The sequence below is a fragment of the Myxococcota bacterium genome, assembly GCA_039030075.1.
Taxonomy (GTDB): Bacteria; Myxococcota_A; UBA9160; order UBA9160; family SMWR01; genus JAHEJV01.
On the sequence record JBCCEW010000001.1, the window covers coordinates 151,707 to 171,776 of the forward strand.

Annotated in this window: 14 protein-coding genes; 9 read left to right on the plus strand and 5 right to left on the minus strand. The window is 69.3% G+C overall.

Translation table 11 applies throughout. The annotated features are described in order from the left end of the window. The first annotated feature begins 9 nt into the window (after positions 1 to 9). The 4 genes from AAF430_00620 (at position 10) to AAF430_00635 (ending at position 6,248) form a co-directional block, all read left to right on the plus strand. Positions 10 to 1,020, plus strand: coding sequence for an enoyl-CoA hydratase/isomerase family protein (locus tag AAF430_00620; GenBank protein MEM7408720.1), 1,011 nt, complete (start codon positions 10 to 12; stop codon positions 1,018 to 1,020). A gap of 107 nt (positions 1,021 to 1,127) precedes the next feature. Further along, the gene (locus AAF430_00625; GenBank protein ID MEM7408721.1) at positions 1,128 to 3,605 is read left to right on the plus strand and encodes an MMPL family transporter; all 2,478 of its coding nucleotides are present in this window, start codon (positions 1,128 to 1,130) and stop codon (positions 3,603 to 3,605) included. A 29-nt stretch (positions 3,606 to 3,634) separates the two neighbouring features. Beyond that, positions 3,635 to 4,087, plus strand: coding sequence for a hypothetical protein (locus tag AAF430_00630; GenBank protein MEM7408722.1), 453 nt, complete (start codon positions 3,635 to 3,637; stop codon positions 4,085 to 4,087). A 52-nt stretch (positions 4,088 to 4,139) separates the two neighbouring features. Beyond that, positions 4,140 to 6,248 (plus strand): glycoside hydrolase family 3 N-terminal domain-containing protein, encoded by a 2,109-nt coding sequence (locus AAF430_00635; GenBank protein MEM7408723.1) that lies wholly within the window; start codon positions 4,140 to 4,142, stop codon positions 6,246 to 6,248. A gap of 9 nt (positions 6,249 to 6,257) precedes the next feature. On the opposite strand, the gene AAF430_00640 is transcribed toward AAF430_00635, so the two are convergent. The 4 genes from AAF430_00640 to AAF430_00655 form a co-directional block, all read right to left on the minus strand. Beyond that, positions 6,258 to 9,458, minus strand: a complete 3,201-nt coding sequence (locus AAF430_00640) for an efflux RND transporter permease subunit (protein MEM7408724.1) — start codon at positions 9,456 to 9,458, stop codon at positions 6,258 to 6,260. After that, positions 9,455 to 10,618 carry an efflux RND transporter periplasmic adaptor subunit gene (locus AAF430_00645; protein MEM7408725.1) on the minus strand — a complete coding sequence of 388 codons (1,164 nt, stop codon included), beginning with the start codon at positions 10,616 to 10,618 and terminating at the stop codon, positions 9,455 to 9,457. The genes AAF430_00640 and AAF430_00645 overlap by 4 nt, the downstream gene beginning before the upstream one ends. Next, positions 10,618 to 11,406 carry a GntR family transcriptional regulator gene (locus tag AAF430_00650; protein MEM7408726.1) on the minus strand — a complete coding sequence of 263 codons (789 nt, stop codon included), beginning with the start codon at positions 11,404 to 11,406 and terminating at the stop codon, positions 10,618 to 10,620. The genes AAF430_00645 and AAF430_00650 overlap by 1 nt, the downstream gene beginning before the upstream one ends. A gap of 161 nt (positions 11,407 to 11,567) precedes the next feature. Continuing rightward, positions 11,568 to 12,773, minus strand: a complete 1,206-nt coding sequence (locus tag AAF430_00655; GenBank protein ID MEM7408727.1) for a CoA transferase — start codon at positions 12,771 to 12,773, stop codon at positions 11,568 to 11,570. Between the two features lie 380 nt (positions 12,774 to 13,153). Here AAF430_00655 and AAF430_00660 point away from each other — a divergent pair, with 380 nt between their 5' ends. Both AAF430_00660 and AAF430_00665 read left to right on the plus strand, forming a co-directional pair. Then, a complete protein-coding gene (locus AAF430_00660; protein MEM7408728.1) occupies positions 13,154 to 14,506 on the plus strand; it encodes a 3-hydroxyacyl-CoA dehydrogenase family protein in 1,353 nt (450 codons plus the stop codon). 65 nt (positions 14,507 to 14,571) lie between these two features. After that, positions 14,572 to 15,807 carry an acetyl-CoA acetyltransferase gene (locus tag AAF430_00665; protein MEM7408729.1) on the plus strand — a complete coding sequence of 412 codons (1,236 nt, stop codon included), beginning with the start codon at positions 14,572 to 14,574 and terminating at the stop codon, positions 15,805 to 15,807. A gap of 51 nt (positions 15,808 to 15,858) precedes the next feature. Here the strand turns inward: AAF430_00665 and AAF430_00670 are convergent, their stop codons facing one another. Continuing rightward, entirely contained in the window at positions 15,859 to 16,449 is a 591-nt protein-coding gene (locus AAF430_00670; GenBank protein MEM7408730.1) for a TetR/AcrR family transcriptional regulator, read from the minus strand. A 126-nt stretch (positions 16,450 to 16,575) separates the two neighbouring features. On the opposite strand from AAF430_00670, the gene AAF430_00675 reads away from it, so the two are divergent. The 3 genes from AAF430_00675 (at position 16,576) to AAF430_00685 (ending at position 20,022) form a co-directional block, all read left to right on the plus strand. Then, positions 16,576 to 17,211, plus strand: coding sequence for a VOC family protein (locus AAF430_00675; GenBank protein ID MEM7408731.1), 636 nt, complete (start codon positions 16,576 to 16,578; stop codon positions 17,209 to 17,211). Then, on the plus strand, positions 17,208 to 17,825 hold the full coding sequence (locus AAF430_00680) for a carboxymuconolactone decarboxylase family protein (protein MEM7408732.1): 618 nt from the start codon (positions 17,208 to 17,210) through the stop codon (positions 17,823 to 17,825). Before AAF430_00675 ends, AAF430_00680 begins: the two co-directional genes overlap by 4 nt. An 82-nt stretch (positions 17,826 to 17,907) precedes the next feature. Next, on the plus strand, positions 17,908 to 20,022 hold the full coding sequence (locus AAF430_00685; GenBank protein MEM7408733.1) for a PQQ-dependent dehydrogenase, methanol/ethanol family: 2,115 nt from the start codon (positions 17,908 to 17,910) through the stop codon (positions 20,020 to 20,022). Positions 20,023 to 20,070 lie beyond the last annotated feature (48 nt).

Sequence of the window (20,070 nt, forward strand, 5' to 3'; positions counted from 1 at the left end):
ACGCGTCGCGTGACCGCGCTCCTCGATTGGACCGCGCTGCGCGACGAGCTCGCGACCCCCGGCTGCACCGAATCCTACTCGCCGCTCAAGGGCGCGGCGTTCCTGGCCGTGGACCTCCTCCGTTTCCCCGCAGAGGCGCCGGACGCCGAGGTGACCGCGGTGGTGGGGGCCCTGGCCTCGCTGCCGTGCCCCACCATCGGAGTGGGGGCGGGCGAGGAATTCGGCGCCACGCGAAGGGTCGCCGACGCCCTGGATGTCGTCGTCGCCGATCACGCCGCCCTCGCGATCCTCGCGACGGCGATCGAAGCGAGCCCGCTCGCGGCCCAGTCCCTCGTTCAGCTCTTGCGCACGTCGGGTGCGCTCGCGGTGCACGCGGGACTATGGGCGGAGTCGTGGGTCTACTCGACCCTGCAATCCGGCGACGAGTTCCGTCGCTGGCTCGCCGCGCGGCCCGAGCGGTCGTTGCCCGGGCCCGGAGCCTCGGTGCGCGTCGAGCGGGACCGGGGTCGGCTGGAGATCTGGCTGGCCCGGCCCGAGCGTCGCAACGCATTCTCGCGCGGCATGCGCGACGAGCTCTGTGAAGCACTGCAGCTCGCCGTGATGGACGAGACCCTCGGGTCGGTCTGTCTGCGCGGTGAGGGCCGTGCCTTCTGCAGCGGGGGCGACCTCGCCGAGTTCGGGACGACCCCGGATCCCGCCACGGCGCATGCCATCCGTGCGACACGTCACCCCGGGCGGCTCTTGCACCAGCTGCATGGGCGGCTCGAGGTCACGGTTCATGGGGCCTGCGTGGGTGCGGGCGTCGAGCTCCCCGCGTTCGCCGGACGAGTCGTGGCACGGCGGGACGCGACGTTTCGCCTGCCCGAGCTGTCGATGGGGTTGGTCCCCGGCGCCGGCGGGACCGTCAGCCTGCCCCGACGCATCGGGCGGCAGCGCACCGCCTGGCTGGCACTGAGCGGTGTGGCCCTCGATGCGGCCACCGCGCTGTCGTGGGGCCTGGTCGACGCGATCGTCGACTGACGCGGCACGCCTTCCAGTGCCCCTCGGCCGGGCCGCGCTAGCATGCCCACGCCTCGCGCGGCCTCGCGGCCTGGCAGGCTGCGCCCGTAGAACGAGAGATTCCCGACATGGCCCTCGCACCGGGCACGTCCCCGTCGCCCACCGACCTGCGCGGCCGCATCGAGGCGGCCTTCGAAGACTGGGCCCTCTTCGTATGCCGCCGCCGCTGGTGGTTCCTCGCCTTCGGGTTGGGATGTGCGCTGGGCTTCGCCACGTTGCTGGCGGACCTGCGCGTCAACAACTCCACCGACAACTACCTCCGGCCCGACGATCCGATTCGCCTGCAGTACGACGCTTTCCGCGAGCAGTTCGGCAGCGAGACCCGGATCACGTTCGCGATCGAGAGCGATGCGATCTGGACCCACGCCTTCCTCGAGCGCTTGCGCGCGCTCCACGACGCGGCGGAGGAGCGCATCGAATCGGCGGATGAAGTCCAGAGCCTGATCAACGCTCGGGACACACGCGGCGAGGGCGACACGCTCGTCGTGGGCGACCTGCTCGAGGATTGGCCGACATCGGAGGCGGACCTCGACGAACTGCGGTCGCGGGTGATGGCGAACCCGCTCTACCAGAACACCCTGATTTCGGCGGATGGCCGTCTCACCACCCTCTCGGTCCGCCTCGCCGCCTACGTCGACCCCGGAGAGGTCGACGTGCTCGCGGGTTTCGATGATGCCCCTGACAGCCGCGCCTCGGAGACCGAGCGCAGCGCCGGGGGATCCTTCTACCTGCCGCCGGAAGAGACGGCGGCGGCGATGGAGGTGGCCGATGTGCTGGCCGCCGAGTTCGATGCTCCGGATTTCCGGATCTCCCTCGCCGGCGCACCGGTCCTGACCGAGACCCTGAACCGTCGCATGATCGACGACATGCGCTTCTTCATCCTCGCGTCGATCTCCGCCATCGCGCTGTTCCTGGCGCTGCTCTTCCGGCGGCCCGCGGCGGTGGCCCTGCCGCTGGTGATCGTCGGGGCGACCCTCGTCACGACCTTCGGGCTGATCTCCTGGAGCGGGACCGACGTCGGGCAGGGCACCCAGATCCTGCCTTCGTTTCTGCTCGGGGTCGGCATCTGCGACACGGTCCACATCCTGAGCATCTACTACCTCGCTCGCGCCCGAGGCGACGAGAAACGCGAAGCGATCGGGTTCTCGTTCCGACACTCGGCCCTCGCCATCCTGTTGACGAGTCTCACGACCGCGGGGGGGCTGGCGTCGTTCATCACCGCGGACCTGGCTCCGGCGCAGCACGTCGGCGTGTTCGCGCCGATTGGCGTCATGCTCGCCTTCGTGTACACGGCGGTGCTGCTCCCGGCGATGATGGCGATCTTGCCGATGGGGTCGCCGCGCCCCACGACGAATCCGAACGCGCCGAGTCTCTGGCTCGATCGGGCGCTGCGCGCCACCGGACGCTGGTCGGCCCAGCACCGGGCGTCGGTCCTGGTGGGAACCGGGGCGCTCCTCGCGTTCTCCCTGGTCGGCGCGCAGTACCTCTTCATGAGCCACGACCCGATGGACTGGCTGCCTGCGTCGGACGCCACCCGAAAAGGCACGCTGCTGATGAACGACCGTCTCGGTGGGGTGAACACTCTCGAGGTGGTCGTGTCGTACCCGGAGAGCGAGGCGATCAAGCGACCCGACGTCCTCGAACGCCTCGAGGGATTCGAGGCCTATGCCGACGAGTACCGAAGTGGCCCGCTCAAGATCGCCCAGTCCATCTCGATCCTCGACGTGCTGCGCGAGACCCATCAGGCGCTCCACGCGAACGATCCCGCCTACTACGAGGTACCCCGCGAAGCCGGGCTGATCGCCCAGGAGCTGCTGCTCTTCGAGGGGTCGGGCACCGACGATCTCGAAGAGATGGTCGATACGCGCTTCAGCCAGGCGCGGATGTCGCTGCGGGTGCCGTGGGAGGACACGCTGCACTACCCCGCCGTGATTCGAGACCTTCGAGCGGAGGTCGAGTCGCGCGTCGGCCCAGAGGCCGAGGTGACGATGACCGGGCTGCTCTCGATGCTCTCGCGGACCTTCGATTCGCTGATGTCGTCGATGCAGCGCTCCTACCTCCTCGCCATCTCGATCATCGCGCCGATGATGATGTTGCTGCTCGGGAGCCTCCGACTCGGCTTGCTGAGCATCGTGCCCAACCTGGCCCCGATCATGGTGTTGCTCGGCTACATGGGCTGGAGCGAGACCCCCATCGACGGGATGAGCCTGATGGCAGGTGCGATCATCCTCGGGCTCGCGATCGACGACACCATCCACTACATGCACAACTTCCGACGGTCCTACGTCGCGTCGGGTGATTCTCTGCAAGCAATCGACGAAACCCTCGAAGGCACGGGTCGGGCCTTGCTGGTCACCTCACTCGTACTGGCGGCGGGCTTCGCGGTCTTCGCGGGTGCCTATATGTCGAACGTGCGACTCTTCGGCGGGCTCGTGGCCGCGACGATCCTGGGCGCCTTCGTCTCGAACGTCGTGGTGGGGTCGGCGCTGATGTCCTACGCCAGCGAATGGGGGATCGGCGCCGGTCGGGCGAAGGAGCCGGCTTGATCTTCCGATCCGTGCGAAGGAGGTCCGTCGTGGTCCAGCGTCTCTCGATCGTGCTCTGCTTGGGCTGGCTCGCGTGCGGGCCCGAGCGTGGGCCTTTCGTGGTGGAAGCGAACACGCCCGCGGTCCAGGGCAACTACCTGTCCGAAGCGGTCGGGCTCGAACTCGACGCAGGCGAGGTAGCGCCGATCCTGGAGGTGCCCTGTGCATTGCCGTGCGCCGAGACCGTTGCGTTCGGGACCGAGGACGAAGAGCAGATCGACATCCTGCTCTACCTCTACCGGGGCAACGCTCCCAGCGTCGACGGCAACCACTCGCTCGGGCTCTTCGCGGTGAGTGGGTTCAGCGTGAAGGACGGCACCGACGGCGCGATCTCGATCACCTTCCGCGCCACCGAGAGCGCGCTGCTGCTCGAAGCGAAGGGCAGCGACGGCGCCTTCCTGGCGATCGAAGAGCTGGACGAGGAAGCCGTCTTCGCCGAGTGACGCGACCCGGTGGGGCCTTCTGCCGAGCACGCGGGGCCGTCATACTGGGGCCATGACCGAATTCGAAGCCGCCGCCCGGCGGGTCCGGGAGGGCGCCGATCCGCGCCAAGAGGCCCGCGCACTCGTCGACCAGATGTCCCTCGACGAACAGCTCGCGTGTCTCGACGGAGATATCGCCTTCTGGCCCGGGATCATCGATCTCTCGAGCGGCGGGTACCACACCCATCCGTGGCCGGCGGTGAAGAACACGCGGCTCGGCGTACCGGGCCTCGACTTCTCCGATGGTCCGCGTGGCTGCGTGATCGGCGCGTGCACCGCGTTCCCGGTGTCGATGGCGCGGGGCGCGAGCTTCGATCCCGATCTCGAGCGCCGCGTGGGACGGGCGATCGGCATCGAGCTGCGCGCCCAGGGCGCGACCTTCACGGGCGCCGTGTGTCTGAATCTCTTGCGTCACCCCGCGTGGGGACGTGCGCAGGAGACCTACGGCGAGGATCCGCACCACGTCGGCGAGATGGCGCTCGCCCTGACGGAAGGCCTGCAAGAACACGTGATGGCGTGCATGAAGCACTTCGCCTTGAACTCGATGGAGAACGCACGCTTCCAGGTCGATATCGAAGTCGACGAGCGCTCGCTGCACGAGACCTACCTGCCGCACTTCAAACGGGTCGCCGACGGTGGTGTCGCGAGCGTGATGAGCAGCTACAACGCCATGAACGGCGAATGGTGCGGTGAGAATCGAGTGCTCCTGCGCGACATCCTGCGCGACGAGTGGGGCTGGGACGGTTTCGTGATCACCGACTTCGCGTTCGGCCTGCGCGATGCGGTGAAGTCGGTCGGTGCGGGCTGCAATGTCGAGATGCCCTTCCGCCAGCATCGGGCCGTCCACCTCCCGGGCGCGCTCGACTCGGGCGAGCTGGCCTCGAGCGAGGTGGAGGACCGGGCCGTCGAGACGCTGGCGACCTTCCTGCGCTTCGCCCACGTCTTCGCCGCGCCACCGCCGCCGCATCGGGTGGCCTGCGCCGAACACCGGGCGTTGGCCCGCGAAGCCGCGGCCGCTTCGATGGTGCTGCTGCGCAACCGCGGGGCGCTCTTGCCGGTCGCGCCGCATGCCCTGTCTCGTGTCGCCGTCCTCGGCCGGTTGGCAGCGGTCCCCAACCTGGGCGACGGCGGCAGCAGCAACGGCTTTCCGCCCGAGGTGATCACGCCGCTCGCGGGCCTGGAGGCCGCGCTGCCCGATGCCGAGGTCGTCCATGCGAACGCGGACACCACGATCACGGCGGACGCGGATCTGGTGGTGGTCGTCGTCGGCTACACGAAGGAGGACGAGGGAGAGTTCGTCGACCCAGAGGCGATGCAGAAGCTCTCGTTCCTCTACCCGCCCTCGGACCACCCCGAGACGGGGTTCCCGCCCGACTTCGTCGCGCCGCCTCCGAAGCCGACGCCCGACGGCGGCATGCCCGGCTTCGCCGCCGGGGGCGATCGCAGCTCACTGCGGCTGCGTCCCGAGGACGAGGCCCTGATCGCGGCCGCCTGTGCGGCCCACGACCGCGTGGTCGTCGCGGTGATGGCCGGCAGCGCGGTGGTGATGCCCTGGCTCGAGACGCCGGCGGCGACGCTCCTGCTCTGGTACCCGGGGATGGAAGGCGGCCATGCCCTGGCCGACGTGCTGCTGGGTGCGTCCGAGCCCGGCGGGCGACTTCCCTTCGCGGTCCCGGTGCGCGACGAAGACCTGGTGCCCTTCGACAAGGACGCGACCGCGTTCCGCTACGACCTCCTCCACGGTCAATGGTGGCTCGACCACCAGGGCACCGCGCCGCACCTGCCCTTCGGCTATGGCCTCGGCTACACCGAATTCGCGATCGAGACCTGCAGACAACAGGACGAGTCCGTGCAGGTGACCGTGACGAACCGGGGCGCACGCGCCGGCTCGACGGTGGTGCAGCTCTACGGAAGCGTGCCCAGTTCCGAGCGCATGCGGCCGCCGAAGCGACTGCTCGCCTTCCGGCGGGTGGCGCTCGATGCGGGCGCGAGCGCGACCGTGGCGTTGCCCTTGGACGTGGCCCCTCTGGACATCCGCGAGGGCGGACGCTGGCTGCGCGAAGACGCCGCCGTCGAGCTGCACATCGGCTTCGACGCGATCGCGACCCAGCCCCTGAAGTAGCGGGCGGTTTCAGTCGGCGATCGCCCGCGCCGAGACAGGCAGGGGACGCACGTCTTCGAGGGTTTCGGCCGGGCTCTCCTCTCGACTTCCGGTCAGGTCCTCGAGGATCAGGTAGCCCGCGGGCACCAGGAAGAGCGTGACGACGGCGGACATCAGCACGCCGTAGCCGAGCGAGATCGCCATCGGGATCAGCGGGATCGCCGGCGGTGCCGCTTCGAACATCAATGGCACCAGGCCGATGAAGGTCGTCATGCAGGTCAGCACGATCGGGCGGAAGCGCGCGATCCCGGCGCTGCGTACCGCGTCTTCGGTGTGGAGTCCTTCGGCGCGGCGGCGGTTTACCGAGTGGACGAGCACGAGGCTCGCGTTCACCACCACGCCCGAGAGCGCCATGATGCCGAGCACCGAGAAGAACACGAGATCCCAGCCCATGATCAGGTGGCCGAGGATCGCGCCCACGGCGCCGAAGGGGATCACGCTCATGATCACGAAGGGCTGGCTGTAGGACTGGAGCGGGATCGCGAGCAGCGCGTAGATCAGCAGCAGCGCGAGGACCGCCCCGCGCAGCAGCCCGGCCAGGGCGCTCGCGTTCTCTTCCTGTTCACCCGAGAGGCGGTAGGACACGCCGGGATAGCCCGCGAGCAACGACGGCATCTCCTTGAGGACGCTGGCGAGGACACGTTCGGGCGTCGTGACGCCGCGATCGACGTCGGCGGTGACGGTGACCACGCGCTGGCCGTCGGTGCGCTGGATCGTGGCGAAGCCCCGGTCGAGTTGCGCATCGGCCACCGCCGCGAACGGCACCTCGACGCCGTCTCCCGTACGGATCCGCATCTCTTCGAGGGAGCCGAGGGACTGTCGCTCGTTCTCCGGGTAGCGGATCATCACCTTGATGTCGTCCTGGCCGCGCTGGATCCGCTGGGCTTCCTCGCCGTAGAACGACTGGCGCACCTGACGGGCGAGGTCCTGCAGGGTCAGGCCGAGGGGGCGCGCCTCGGGGAAGAGGGCGAGCTGCACCTCTTGTTTGCCGCCGCGGAACGAATCGGCGATGTCCACGACGCCCTTGTACGAAGCGAGTCGACCCCGGAGCTCGGCCGCGGCCTGGGTGCGCGTCGCGACGCTGCCGCCGCGCAGCTCGATCCCGATCGCGTCTCCCGCGGAGAAAGCGTTGCTGGTGAACACGAGCTCCACCTGGTCGGGGAAGGCGCCGGCGCGGGTCCTCCAGCGGTTGGCGAACTCGACGGCGTCGAACGACCGGAGGGTCGTGGTGGTCAGCTGCAGGCCCACCTCGATGATGTGGGACCCCCCGCTGCGCACGGCGAAGCTGCCGGGGCCGTCGCGGTCCAGCTTCTCGCCGATCGAGGAGACCATGTGGACGATGGGGTTGGGATCGTCGGGATACTCGGACTCGAAGCCGGCCGCGACTTCGACCGCGCTGTCTTCGAGCCCCTTCGCGGCGGCCCGCGCGGTTTCGAGTGGCGTCCCCTGCGGGAGCGTCAGTGAGGCGAAGACGTCGTTCCCCTGGACGTCGGGGAAGAACTGGTACCGCATGCGGCCACTGGAGAAGAGGGCGGCCGTGACGATCATCAGGCCCAACGCGAGCGCCGCGGTGACGTAGCGGTACTCGAGCGCACGGTGGAGCGCGCTGCCGTAGCGTTCCTTGGCGAACTGCTCGAGCCAGTTGCCCATGAAGCCCTGAAAGCGCATCCAACGCGCGACGAAGCGGTTGGGCTCACCGGCGCTCGACTCGGTCCGGCGGTGCGCGAGGTGACACGGCAGGATCAGCTGGGATTCGATCAGCGAGAAGAAGAGACAGATCGTAGCCGTCACGCCGATCACGCTGAAGAACCGGCCCATGTTTCCCGGCGCGAGCACCAGGGGCAGGAACGCCGCGACGGTGGTCATCACCCCGAAGATCACGGGGACGTAGACCTCCTGGGTCCCGAGGATCGCGGCTTCGGTCTGGTTCTTCGCGGTGGCCTCCCGGGTGTAGACGCTCTCGCCGATCACGATGGCGTCGTCGACGAGGATCCCGATCACCAGGATGAAGGCCATCACCGTCAGCGTGCTGATCGAGAGGTCGAGGCTCGGGAACATCATGATCGCGCCGAGGAACGAGATCGGGACGCCGGCAGCGACCCACATGGCGAGCCGGAAGCGCAGGAACAGCGCCAGGATCGCGACGACGAGGAAGAGTCCCGAACGCGCATTGCCCACCAGGGCGTCGAGTCGGACCTCCAGATCCGCGGAAGCGTCATTGAAGAGGGTGATCTCCACGCCCTCGGGCAGCCGCTCGCGGAAGCCCACGGTCCACTCTTTGACGGCTCCGGCGATGTCGAGGATGTCCTCGTCGCCGATGCGCTCGACCTTCACGATGGCGGCCGGCGAGCCCGCGAAGCGGGCCGAGAGGTCGACGTCTTCGAAGCCGTCGATCACGCGGGCGATCTCGCCGAGGCGAACGCTCGTCCCGTCGTTGCGCGTCAGCACCACGATCGACTCGAACTCTTCGCCCTGGTAGGCCTGCCCCTTCGTGCGCAGCAGGATCTCACCATCGGTCGTCTTGACCGAACCACCGGGCAGGTCGAGGGAGGAGCGGCGCACCGCCGCGGCGATCGTGTCGAGGGTGATGCCGTGGCGGCGCAGCGTCTCCTCGGAAACCTCGATCGAGAGCTCGTAGGGCCGGGTATGGGTCAGACTCGCCTGGGAGACCTCGGGCAGCCCGGCAATCTCGTCGCGGGCCTGCTGCCCGAGGAGCTTGAGCGTGCGCTCGCCGGTGTGGCCGTGGATGGCCGCGCGGATCACCGTGTTGCGGATCACCAGCTTCGAGACGATCGGCTTTTCGGCTTCGTCCGGGAAGGTGTCGATGGCATCGACCCGGTTCTCGACCTCCGCCAACGCGTCGTTTACGTCGGCGCCGGCGACCACCTCGATCGTGACGGCGCAGACGCCCTCGACCGAGGTCGAACGCACGCGTTTGAGGTTCGGAACGCCTTCGATCTCTTCCTCGATCCGCACGCAGATCGAGCGCTCGATCTCCTCGGGGGTGGCGCCGGTGTACTCGACGGTCACCCGCACCACGTCGGTCTCGATGCTCGGAAACTCCTCCTGGTTGATCAGGGGGAGCGCCATCATGCCCCCGGCCAGGAGCACGAACATCAGGAGGTTGGCGGCGACCGGGTTGTGGACGAACCAGGCGATGACCCGGCTCATGAGCGCGGGCCCTCGATCAGGGGCCGGACCTGCATGCCCTCGACGGCGGTCTGGAGGTTCGACACGACCACCCGCTCACCGCTCGCGATGCGGGCGCGCAACATCACCTCGTCGCCATCGATGCGCAGCACCTGGGCGGGACGCAGCTGGAGTCGGTCCTCGGTGTCGACCACAAGCATCCGGTCGCCGTCGCGGAGCGAGACCCGGGGCACGACCAGCACGTCGTCTTCGCGGCGACCGTCGATCTCGGCCCGCACGAAGAGGCCCACCGCGAGGGGCGGGCGCCCGGTCTCGCTCGGGGCGTAGGGCGCTTCCACCCGTGCGATCACGTGGACCATGCGGCTCTGCGGATCGATCTCGCCCTCGGTGCGCACCACGCGCCCCTGCCAGGAGTGCTCGGCCCCGGCGAAGCGGGCTCGCAGGGTCACGGCCGGTCCTTCCTCGTCGCTGCTTCGACCGAGGCCGGGCAGCTCGAGGTAGGCGAGCTGCTGGTCGGGAACCGGCAGTCGGATCTCGGCGTAGTCGGTGGCGTAGAGCGTCGCGATCGACTCTCCCCGACTCACGAACTGCCCGACGTCGACGCGTTCTTCGCGGACGCGCCCCGCGAAGGGCGCCAACAGCTCGGTGCGGGCGAGGTCGCGTTCGGCCTGCTCGAGCGCGACGCGCGCGTCCGAGAGGTTCGCGTAACCCACCCGAGCGGCGCGGCGTGCGTTCGAGAGCTGAGAGTCCGAACCGATGTCGCGCTTCGAGAGTTCTTCCTGGCGCTTGCGCTCGGACGAGGCGTGGGACCACTCGCCACGGGTTCGGGAGAGGGCGGCGCGCGCGCGGGCCACCGCGGCCTCGTAGTCCTGGGCATCGATCCGCAGGAGCGGCTCGCCTACCTCGAAGAAACCGCCCGAGACGAGCTTCGGCGAAACCCAGACGACGGGCCCCGAGACCTGGGGAATCAGCGCGCTCTCGGTGCGGGGCGCGACGGTCCCCTGGGTCCGCACGCGCAGGGCGACGGTCTTCGGGCTGGGCTCGACGACGCGCACGGACAGGAGAGTCCGCTCGGGCACTTCGCTCTCGACCGGCGGCGCGGTCACGAGCAGGAGCACGGCGCCGACGATGGCGATGCCGACGACGATCGCGGGCAGGACGAGTCGCTTGCGGTCGGCCATCAGCGCACTCCGTTCACGTGCGCGGCGTCAGACTCGTTCCGGAGTCGCGCTTCGAGGGTCTCTCGCGCGAAGCGTCGAAACTCGAGGGTCATCTGGTGCACCGCGTTCGCGGCCGCCGCACCGTCGCGGGCGTCGAGCGCCTCGCGCAGATGGGGGAGCCAGACCGCTCCGATTGCCGGCGAGCGATCTCGCGCGAGGAAGGTGTTGTGCTCATGGAGTCGGTCGAAGATCTGGCGGCTCTTCAGTCCGTGGCGCACCAGCTGGAGCACGAGGTTGCCGCTGGCCTCGACGAAGGCGTCGCCGAGCTGGTGCATGGTGTCGTGGCGCTCGTCGAGATCGAGCGCGGTGTCTTCGAGTCGGAGCAACAGGGTCTTCACCCGATCGCGCTGGGTCTCGTCGGCGCGCTCGGCGCCCAGTCGGGCGGCCAGTGCGAAGAGTCCGCTGAGGGCTTCCAGCAGCTGATCCACGAGGCGCGGCTCGGGCGGGTCGTCCAGCTCGAGCAGATGGGCGACCACGTCGAGGCTGGCACTCTCGAGGGGTTGGACCCGGGCCCCTCCCCCCGGACGGATCTCGGCGAGGCCGAGCTGTTCGAGTTGCTTCAGCGCTTCCCGGACGGTGCCCCGGTGGACCGAGAAACGGTCGGCCAGGTCGCGCTCGGAAGGCAGCCGGTCCCCGGCCCGATAGCGGCCGCGCAGGATCTCGTCGCGGAGTTCGGCCGAGACGAGCCCGGACCGCGAACGCAGTTTGTCCGAGGTGGTGGCGTCGAGGGGATCAGCGTGAGTCGACACGGAGGATGGCTCCAGCGGGCGCGCAGGGGCCGGGGCGGGGATTGGTCGGACCGTACTGGTCGGACCAATTGAGCCCTCACTTTACCTCGACTCGCTGGAATCGCCCAGGGGCGGACCTTCTTCCCCCGCGGGGAGGGATCAGAGGTCCGGTGCGGCCGTTTCTAGGCGACGACGCCCCGTTTGCGCAGGTCCGCGATCTGATCCGCCGAGCGCCCCAGCTCCCCGAGTACCGCTTCGGTGTGCTGCCCGTGGTCGGGCGCCATCGCGCGCGGGGCCCAGGGCGAGCCGCCGAAGTCGACGGGCGAGGCCGGCAGCTTCGTCGTCGAAGCGCCATCGGGGACATCGACGAAGCCTCCGCCCGCGTGGACCTGCTCATCGGCCATCACCTCGTCGAGGTCCTGCACGGGCGCCCACCACATGTCGGGTTCGGCGTCGAAGATCTTCCCCCACTCGGCGCGGGTGCGGGTGGCGAAGACGCGGTCGAGCTCACCGATGATCTCGGCGGCGTGCTCCGCGCGGCCGCCGAGGTCGGCGAAGCGCGGGTCGTCGATCCACTCCGGGTGACCCGCGACGCGGCAGAGGGGCGGCCAGTGGCGATCGCCCTCGAGACCGACGATCCAGAACCAGCGTCCCTCGCTGTCCTGGTAGTTGTTGATGCACGGGTTCCCCATCGACTCCCGCTTGGCGACGCCCATGTTCACGCCGAAGCGCACCGCCACCGACAGGTCGAAGCTCAGCGTGTAGACGCCCTGGCGGAGCAGCGAGGTCGAGACGAGCTGGCCCTTCCCGGTGCGTTCGCGGTGGAAGAGCGCGGCCGAGATCCCGCCCGCGAGCGACTGGCCGGCCGTGTGATCGCCCATCCCGCCCCGTTGGAACGGCGGGTGGGTGCCCGGGGAGGTCAGCATGTGCGCGATCCCCGACCGCGCCCAGAACCCCGCGATGTCGTAGGCGGCGCGGGCGGCGTCGGGGCCCTCGAGCCCGTAGCCGCTGATGAACCCGTAGACGAGACGGGGATGGCGCTGCAGCAGCGTGGCCGCATCGAGGCCCAGGCGTTCGAGCGCGGCCATGCGGATGTTGGTCAGGAAGACGTCGGCGTCGGCGATCAGCTCGAGCGCGATCTCGCGGGCGTCCGACTCGCGGAGGTCGAGCACGATCGACCGCTTGCTGCGGTTGTCGTTCTCGAAGATCGGGTTGAAGGGGAGGTCGCCGCCCAGCATCTGGGAGAAGCTGCGGGCCGGGTCGCCCATGCCCGGGGGCTCGATCTTGACGACCTCGGCGCCCCAGTCGGCGAGCACGCCGCCCGCGGCCGGCCCGGCGACCCACACCCCCATCTCCACGACCTTCACGCCATCCATCGGTCCGGGCATCGCGCACGCTCCTTCTGCCCCGCCGATCGTGGCCTCGGTGGCGGCCCGAATCGGGTGTCTCGCGCGGGGGATGCTCAGGGAGATACACGCTTCTTGCCGGACGCGCCGGGCTGGCGCCGGCGCGGCACCGCGAGGCTGACTCGGAGTCGCGACGCAGCGGGCCAGAGCCGCCGCAAACGCCCGACCTCCGGTCGAAACTGGTGACAGGTGCATTGACGCAACGCGCCGCGCGGCGCACCCTGGATCTGCGCCCGGCACAGGCCCCCGAGGGCTCCGGGCATGCGCGCCCCCCCACTCCCGACTCGCGCCCGTGGATGGTCGGTCCCGTTTGGGTGGGTGCGCCTCACCCGACACCCCTTCCCACGAGAGAACATTCCCCCATGTCCGGAAGCAGCACCCAAAGCGGCGCCGAAGTGCGACGCCTCCTCGCGAGCCGCAAGCTCGAGCGCGTCGTCGTCCTCGGCGCCAACGGCACCATGGGCTACGGCAGCGCGGCCCTCTTCACCCAGGCCGTGGCCGAGGTGACGTTCCTCGCCCGCACGAAGGAAAAGGCGCAAGAGGGCCTGGACGCCGCGATCGGTCAGGTCCGCTCGCCCACGGTGGCCTCCCGCGCGAAGGTCGGTGACTACGACGACGACCTCGAGTCCGCGGTGGCGGGCGCCGACCTCGTGTTCGAAGCGCTCACCGAAGACCTCGAGATCAAGAAGGCGATGTTCGATCGCGTCGAGGCGGCCCGCAGCGACGACAGCATCGTCGCGACGGTCACTTCGGGCATCTCGATCAACACGCTCTGTGACGGTCGCAGCCCCTCGTTCAAGAAGAACTTCCTGGGCCTTCACTTCTTCAACCCGCCGAACGTGATCGTCGGCACCGAGCTCATCGCTGGTCGCGACACCGACCCGGAGGTCGTCGATTTCATCGACGCCTTCTCGCGCGTGCGCCTGGGCCGCGAGATGATCCGCACCCACGACACGCCTGCCTTCGCGGGCAACCGGGTCGGCTTCAAGGTGCTGAACGAAGCCGCGCAGCTCGCCGAGCAGATCGGACCGCTGCTGGTCGACCGGATCGTCGGGCCCTACACCGGCCGTGCACTGACGCCCCTCGCGACGATCGACCTCGTCGGCTGGGACATCCACCGCGCCATCGTCGACAACGTCTACGAGAAGACGAACGACGAGGCGCGCGAGACCCTCAAGCTGCCCGCCTACATGGACAAGCTGATGGAGAAGGGCGTGCTCGGCGACAAGTCGGGCGGTGGCTTCTTCCAGCGCGACCGCAAGACGAAGACGCGTGCAGTGCTCGACCCGGTGAGCGGCGACTACAAGCCCGAGAGCGAGTTCACGCTGCCCAACCTCTCCTACATCGATGACGTCGCCAACCTGTATTCCCAGGGTCGCTACGTCCAGGGCATGCAGCGCTTCCTCGCGGCCGAAGGCGACGAGGCGTCGCTCGCTCGCAAGGTGATCGCTGGCTACATCAGCTACGCGTTCCACCGGGTGGGCGAGGTCACCGACGATCTCGACGGGATCGATCGGATCATGGGCGCGGGCTTCAACTGGGCGCCGCCGGGCGTGCTCGTCGACACGATGGGCGCCGCGTCGGCCGTCAAGCTCATCGAAGAAGCCGAACTGCCGGTCCCGCCCGCGCTCTCGAGCGCGGCGCGTAGCGGCGACGCGAAGCGCTTCTTCTCGCACCCCCACATCAACATCGGCAAGTACTTCGTCGCGAGCTAGCGACGCCCGCCGACTCTCACGCTCACTCACTCCAAGGGACGCTCACTCCCACGAAAGAGGAACCCATGGCCGCGAATTCCGACGTCTACATCCTCGGTGGCTACATGACCGACTTCGCCCGCAACTGGACGAAGGAGAACAAGCACTTCTCCGCGCTGATGCGCGAGGCGGTGCTCGGTGCCCTCGAGCGGACCGAGATCGCTCCCGAAGAGATCGAGAGCGCCCACGTCGGCAACTTCGCCGCCGAGCTCTACTGCATGCAGGGCCACCTGGGCGCCTTCTTCACGGAGGTGCACCCGGCGTTCAGCGGCCTGCCCACCGGTCGCCACGAGGCGGCCTGCGCCTCGGGCAGCATCGCGCTGCTGGCGGCTTCCGCCGAGATCGAGGCCGGTCGCTACGACCTCCAGGCCGTCGTCGGCATCGAGCAGATGAAGACGGTCGACTCGGGGAAGGGCGGTACCTACCTGGGCACCGCCGCCTGGTTCGACCAGGAGGCCGAGGGCGTCGAGGCACCGTTCCCGAAGCTCTTCGGTCGACTCGGTGACGAGTACGACAAGCGCTACGGCCTGAAGGACGAGCACCTCGCCGAGATCTCGAAGATCAACTACGCGAACGCGAAGCTGAACCCGAACGCCCAGACGCGCACCTGGTACATGAACAAGGAGCACGCGCTCTGTCGCACCGACGACAACCCGGCGATCGGCGGGCGCATTCGCATCGCCGACTGCTCCCAGGTGACCGACGGCGCAGTCTGCGTGTTCCTGGCGTCGCGCGACTACGCCGAGAAGTACGCGAAGGGCACCGGGCAGAAGCTCGAGGACATCCCGCGTATCAAGGGCTGGGGCCACAACACGGCGCGCCTCAAGTTCGACGACAAGATCGCGGAGAGCGCGAACGAAGAGTACGTGTTGCCCCACGTGCGCAGCACCGTGACGTCGGCGATGAAGCGCGCGGGCATCCCGGACGTGTCGGGCATCGACGCGATCGAGACCCACGACTGCTTCACCACCTCCGAGTACATGGCGATCGACCACTTCGGCATCACGAAGCCCGGCGAAAGCTGGAAGGCGGTGGAAGAGGGCTGGCTCGAGATCGACGGCAAGCACCCCATCAACCCGAGCGGTGGGCTGATCGGGGCCGGTCACCCGGTGGGCGCCACCGGCGTGCGCCAGCTTCTCGACGCCTACTGGCAGGTGCAGGGCGAGGCCGGCGCCTATCAGGTCGAGGGCGCGAAGAACGTCCAGACCCTGAACATCGGCGGCAGCGGCACCACGAGCTGCAGCTTCGTCGTCGGCAAGTAGCCCCGCAGCCGCTGCGCGTTCGCCCTGGCTCCGCCCGCATCCGGGCGGGGATCAGGGGACCAGCATCCGCGCCACGAAATCGGCGTGGGCCTCGACGACCGCCTCGCGTCGCGGGTCGATGCCCATCAGGCGTCGGCACTCGGGCGCGACCGCGAACATCACCGAGCCGGCGCCCACGAGGGCGTAGTAGGCGTGGGCGCGCTGGGTGTCGTCGAGTTCCGGCATGTCGTCCACCATCACGCTGTCGACGATCGGCCGCAGGTGGTTGTCGACGAGCCACGTCATGCGGGCGTCGTCGGTTTTCCCCTCCTCGATCATCAAGCACAAGAGCTCGGGGCGTTCCGCGGCGAAGCGCACGTAGGCGCGGATCGTGTGGCGCAGGCGCTCGCGCGGATCCCCATCGGGGAGCCCGCCGCGCTCTCGCTCCAGGTGCGCGCGCATCGCGTCGAAGATCTGTGTGACCGCGGCGCGCCAGAGCGCCTCCTTGGTCCCGAAGTGGTAGGTGATGAGCCCCTGGTTGGCGCCGGCGCGACGCGCGATCTCGCGGGTACTCGCCCCTCGAAACCCGAGCGCGGCGAAGCACTCGACGGCGGCGTCGACGATTCGCTGGCGGGTCTCTTCTCGCTGGGTGGCGCGTTGCATGCGGAAGCAAATTATTCACTTGACAAGCGAAAATCAAGAGGGAATTATTCGGATGAATAATGAGCTTGCTTCGCGCTGCGGCACGCGGGTGTGGCAGCAGCGGGGCAGGGCAGCTCCGGAGACCCCATGCCTCCCATCGCCAATCCCCGGCTCCCCGAATTCGGCGCCCAGGCGCCGCTGCGACCGGCGCGCTTCAGCCACATCGTGCTCCGCACCCGTCGCTTCGATCAGATGGCGCCCTGGTACAAGACGGTCCTCAACGCCGAGGCCCTCTTCGAGATTCCGAACGGCGCCTTCCTCACCTACGACGACGAGCACCACCGCGTCCTGATCATCCAGGACCCGCGCATCCCGGCGCCCGCTCCCGACGAAGGGCGCGCGCCGCCCGCGCTCGAAGGCGTCGCGCACTGGGCCTACCTCTTCGATTCGCTCAGCGACCTGATGACGACCTATGCGCGCCTGCGCGACGAAGCGAACATCACGCCGACGACCTGCGTGAACCACGGCTTCCAGTTCTCGCTCTACTACCACGACCCCGACGGCAACGAGGTCGAGCTGGGCTGCGACAGCTTCGAGACGCGCGACGAGATGAACGACTGGTTCGCCGAGGGGCACTTCGCGAAGAACTTCTTCGGCTACCTCTTCGATCCCGAAGAGGCCTACCGCTGGCATCGCGAGGGCGTGGCCGACGCCGAGGTCTTCGAGCGCACCTACCGCGGCGAGGCACCGGACCTCGCGCCCTTCTTCGAGGCTCGGTCGTGAGCGCCCCGCGGCTCACGCCGCTTCCGCCCGACGGCCTCGACGCCGACCAGCGCGCCTTGTACGACGCGGTGCTCGAGAGCCCGCGCGGGCAAGGCCCGGCGCGCGCGATCGTGCTACGCGAGGACGGGACCCTCAGCGGCCCCTTCGACGCCTTCCTGCGCACGCCGGCGGTGGGACGGTTCCTCGAAGGGGCGGGGATGGCGCTCCGCACCGACACGGACCTTGCGCCCGCGGCGCGCGAGGTCGCGGTGCTGGTGGTGGCGCGGGCCTGGGGCGCCGACTTCGAGTGGTGGGTGCACGGGTTGGTCGCGCGGCGCGAGGGCGTCCCCGAGTCCGCCATCGATGCGATCGGGCACGGAAAGCCGCCGAAAGGGCTCGATGCGGCGGGTCTGGCAGCGCACGACGTGGCCGCCGCGCTCGTCCACCAACGCACGCTTCCCGAGGATACGGCCGCGCGCGCGCGTGCCGCTCTCGGCGAGCGGGGGCTGGTCGAGGTCGTCACCCTCGTCGGGTTCTACCAGCTGATCTCGGGTGTCCTGGTCAGCTTCGAGCCGCCGCCCCCGTCGGGTTCGTTCCCGGTGGAAGGGCCGCCGACGAAGGGCCCGCTGCCGTAGCGCCGCAGACCGCGCGCAGCGGCGCGAGGTCGGGTGGGATCCGGCTCGCTCGGGTAGGATGCGTCCCTTGCCAGGGGGAACCATGCGCGCCCGTGTCTTCTTCGCCTCGCTCTTCGTCCTGCTCGCTTTCGGTGCTTGCGTCGCATCGACCGGGGGCGACGCGGGGGCCCCGTCCCCGTCCAGCCTGACGGCGGCGGCGGTCGACGACGCGCAGCTACGCGCGGCAGGCGCGGACCCCGAGACCTGGCTGACCTACGGCGGCAACTACGCCGAGCAGCGCTACAGCACCCTGGCGGCGATCGATGCCGGCAACGTCGCCGATCTCGGTCTCGCCTGGTCCTACGACCTCGGGACGCGGCGCGGCCTCGAAGCCACGCCGATCGTCGTCGACGGCGTGCTCTACCTGACCGGGACCTGGAGTGTCGTCTTCGCGATCGATGCCCGCACCGGAAAGCTCCTGTGGCGGCACGATCCGCAGGTCCCGCGCGAGATGGGCGGGAAGCTTTGCTGCGACGTCGTGAATCGCGGGGTCGCCGTGTACCGCGGTCGCGTCTACGCGGGCACCCTCGACGGTCGTCTGCAGGCGCTCGAGGCCAAGACCGGCGAGCTGGTGTGGAGCGAAGTCACCGTCGACCAGACCAAGCCCTACTCGATCACGATGGCGCCGCGGGTCGTGAAGGGGAACATCATCGTGGGCAACGGTGGCGCCGAGTTCGGTGTCCGCGGCTACTTCTCGGCCTACGACGCCGACACCGGCGCACTCCGCTGGCGCTTCTACACCGTGCCCGGCGATCCGGCGAAGCCCTTCGAGCATCCTGAGCTCGAGATGGCTGCGAAGACCTGGGATCCGTCGGGGAAGTACTGGGAAGTCGGCGGCGGCGGTACGGCTTGGAACTCCATCGCCTTCGACCCCGAGCTCGATCTCCTCTATGTGGGCACGGGCAACGGCTCGCCTTGGAGCAAGCACATTCGCAGCCCCGGCGGCGGTGACAATCTCTTCGTCTGCTCGATCCTGGCGCTGCGTCCCGACACCGGCGAACTCGTCTGGCACTACCAGACGACGCCCGGTGACAAGTGGGACTTCACGTCCACGCAGGACATCGTCCTCGCCGACCTCACGATCGACGGGGAGCCGCGCAAGACGCTGCTGCACGCACCCAAGAACGGCTTCTTCTACGTGATCGACCGGGCGACCGGCGTCCCGATCTCGGCCGAGCCCTTCGTCGAGGTCACCTGGGCCAAGGGCGTCGACACCGAGACCTGGCGCCCGAACGAGGTGCCGAACCTCGACTACCGCAACGAGATCATCGAGATCAAGCCGTCGCCCCACGGCGCCCACAACTGGCACCCGATGTCCTTCAACCCGGACACCGGGTTGGTCTACATCCCCGCCCAGGAGGTGCCGTACTTCTTCCGGCTGGATCCGGAATGGGATTACAAGCCGGGTGCCTGGAACCTCGGCTACGACTTCACTGTCGCCGACGCCTTCCCGCGCGAGGTGGTCTCGGGACACCTGCTCGCCTGGGACCCTGTGGCCCAGAAGGAAGTCTGGCGCGCCCAGTACACCGGCCCCTGGAACGGCGGAACGCTGACGACCGCCGGCAACCTGGTCTTCCAGGGAACGGCCCACGGCACCTTCGCCGCCTACCAGGCCGACGACGGGACGCCGCTGTGGGAGACGCCGGCGGGCACCGGCATCGTGGCGGCACCGGTCACCTACGAGCTCGACGGGGTGCAGTACGTGGCGGTCCTCGCCGGTTGGGGCGGCGCCTTCGCCCTGGCCGCGGGCGCCGCGGCGGCCGCGGCGGGCAATCGACGCGATACGAACATCGGTCGACTGCTGGTCTTCCGCCTGGGCGCCGACGGCAAGCTGCCGGTCCACGACTGGATCGAGCAGGAGCTGGTGGCGATCCCGGCCGAGTTCGACGCGGCCCAGGTGAAGGCGGGCAGCGATCTCTTCCACCGCTGGTGCGGCACCTGCCACGGCGCGGGTGCGGTGGCCGGCTTGCTGCCCGACCTCCGCAAGGCGGACCCGGCGGTGTACCAGGGCTTCGACGCCATCGTGCGCGGCGGCGCACGTCTCGCGAACGGCATGCCGCGCTTCGACGCCTGGCTGAGCGAGGGCGATGTCGAGGCGATCCGCGCCTACGTGCTGACGCGGCGCGCCGCCCTGGTGCAGGAATCGGCCACCCGCTAGACGGGGCGCGCGTCACCGCTTCGACGGGGCGCGTCGCCTAGACTGGCG

What these genes read in the sequence shown, in the direction of transcription:
- AAF430_00640 (MEM7408724.1), bottom strand. Translation starts at nt 9,458, where the DNA reads ATGAGCCGGGTCATCGCCTGGTTCGTCCACAACCCGGTCGCCGCCAAC.
- AAF430_00625 (MEM7408721.1), top strand. Translation starts at nt 1,128, where the DNA reads ATGGCCCTCGCACCGGGCACGTCCCCGTCGCCCACCGACCTGCGCGGC.
- AAF430_00655 (MEM7408727.1), bottom strand. Translation starts at nt 12,773, where the DNA reads ATGCCCGGACCGATGGATGGCGTGAAGGTCGTGGAGATGGGGGTGTGG.
- AAF430_00665 (MEM7408729.1), top strand. Translation starts at nt 14,572, where the DNA reads ATGGCCGCGAATTCCGACGTCTACATCCTCGGTGGCTACATGACCGAC.
- AAF430_00660 (MEM7408728.1), top strand. Translation starts at nt 13,154, where the DNA reads ATGTCCGGAAGCAGCACCCAAAGCGGCGCCGAAGTGCGACGCCTCCTC.
- AAF430_00685 (MEM7408733.1), top strand. Translation starts at nt 17,908, where the DNA reads ATGCGCGCCCGTGTCTTCTTCGCCTCGCTCTTCGTCCTGCTCGCTTTC.
- AAF430_00675 (MEM7408731.1), top strand. Translation starts at nt 16,576, where the DNA reads ATGCCTCCCATCGCCAATCCCCGGCTCCCCGAATTCGGCGCCCAGGCG.
- AAF430_00635 (MEM7408723.1), top strand. Translation starts at nt 4,140, where the DNA reads ATGACCGAATTCGAAGCCGCCGCCCGGCGGGTCCGGGAGGGCGCCGAT.
- AAF430_00645 (MEM7408725.1), bottom strand. Translation starts at nt 10,618, where the DNA reads ATGGCCGACCGCAAGCGACTCGTCCTGCCCGCGATCGTCGTCGGCATC.
- AAF430_00670 (MEM7408730.1), bottom strand. Translation starts at nt 16,449, where the DNA reads ATGCAACGCGCCACCCAGCGAGAAGAGACCCGCCAGCGAATCGTCGAC.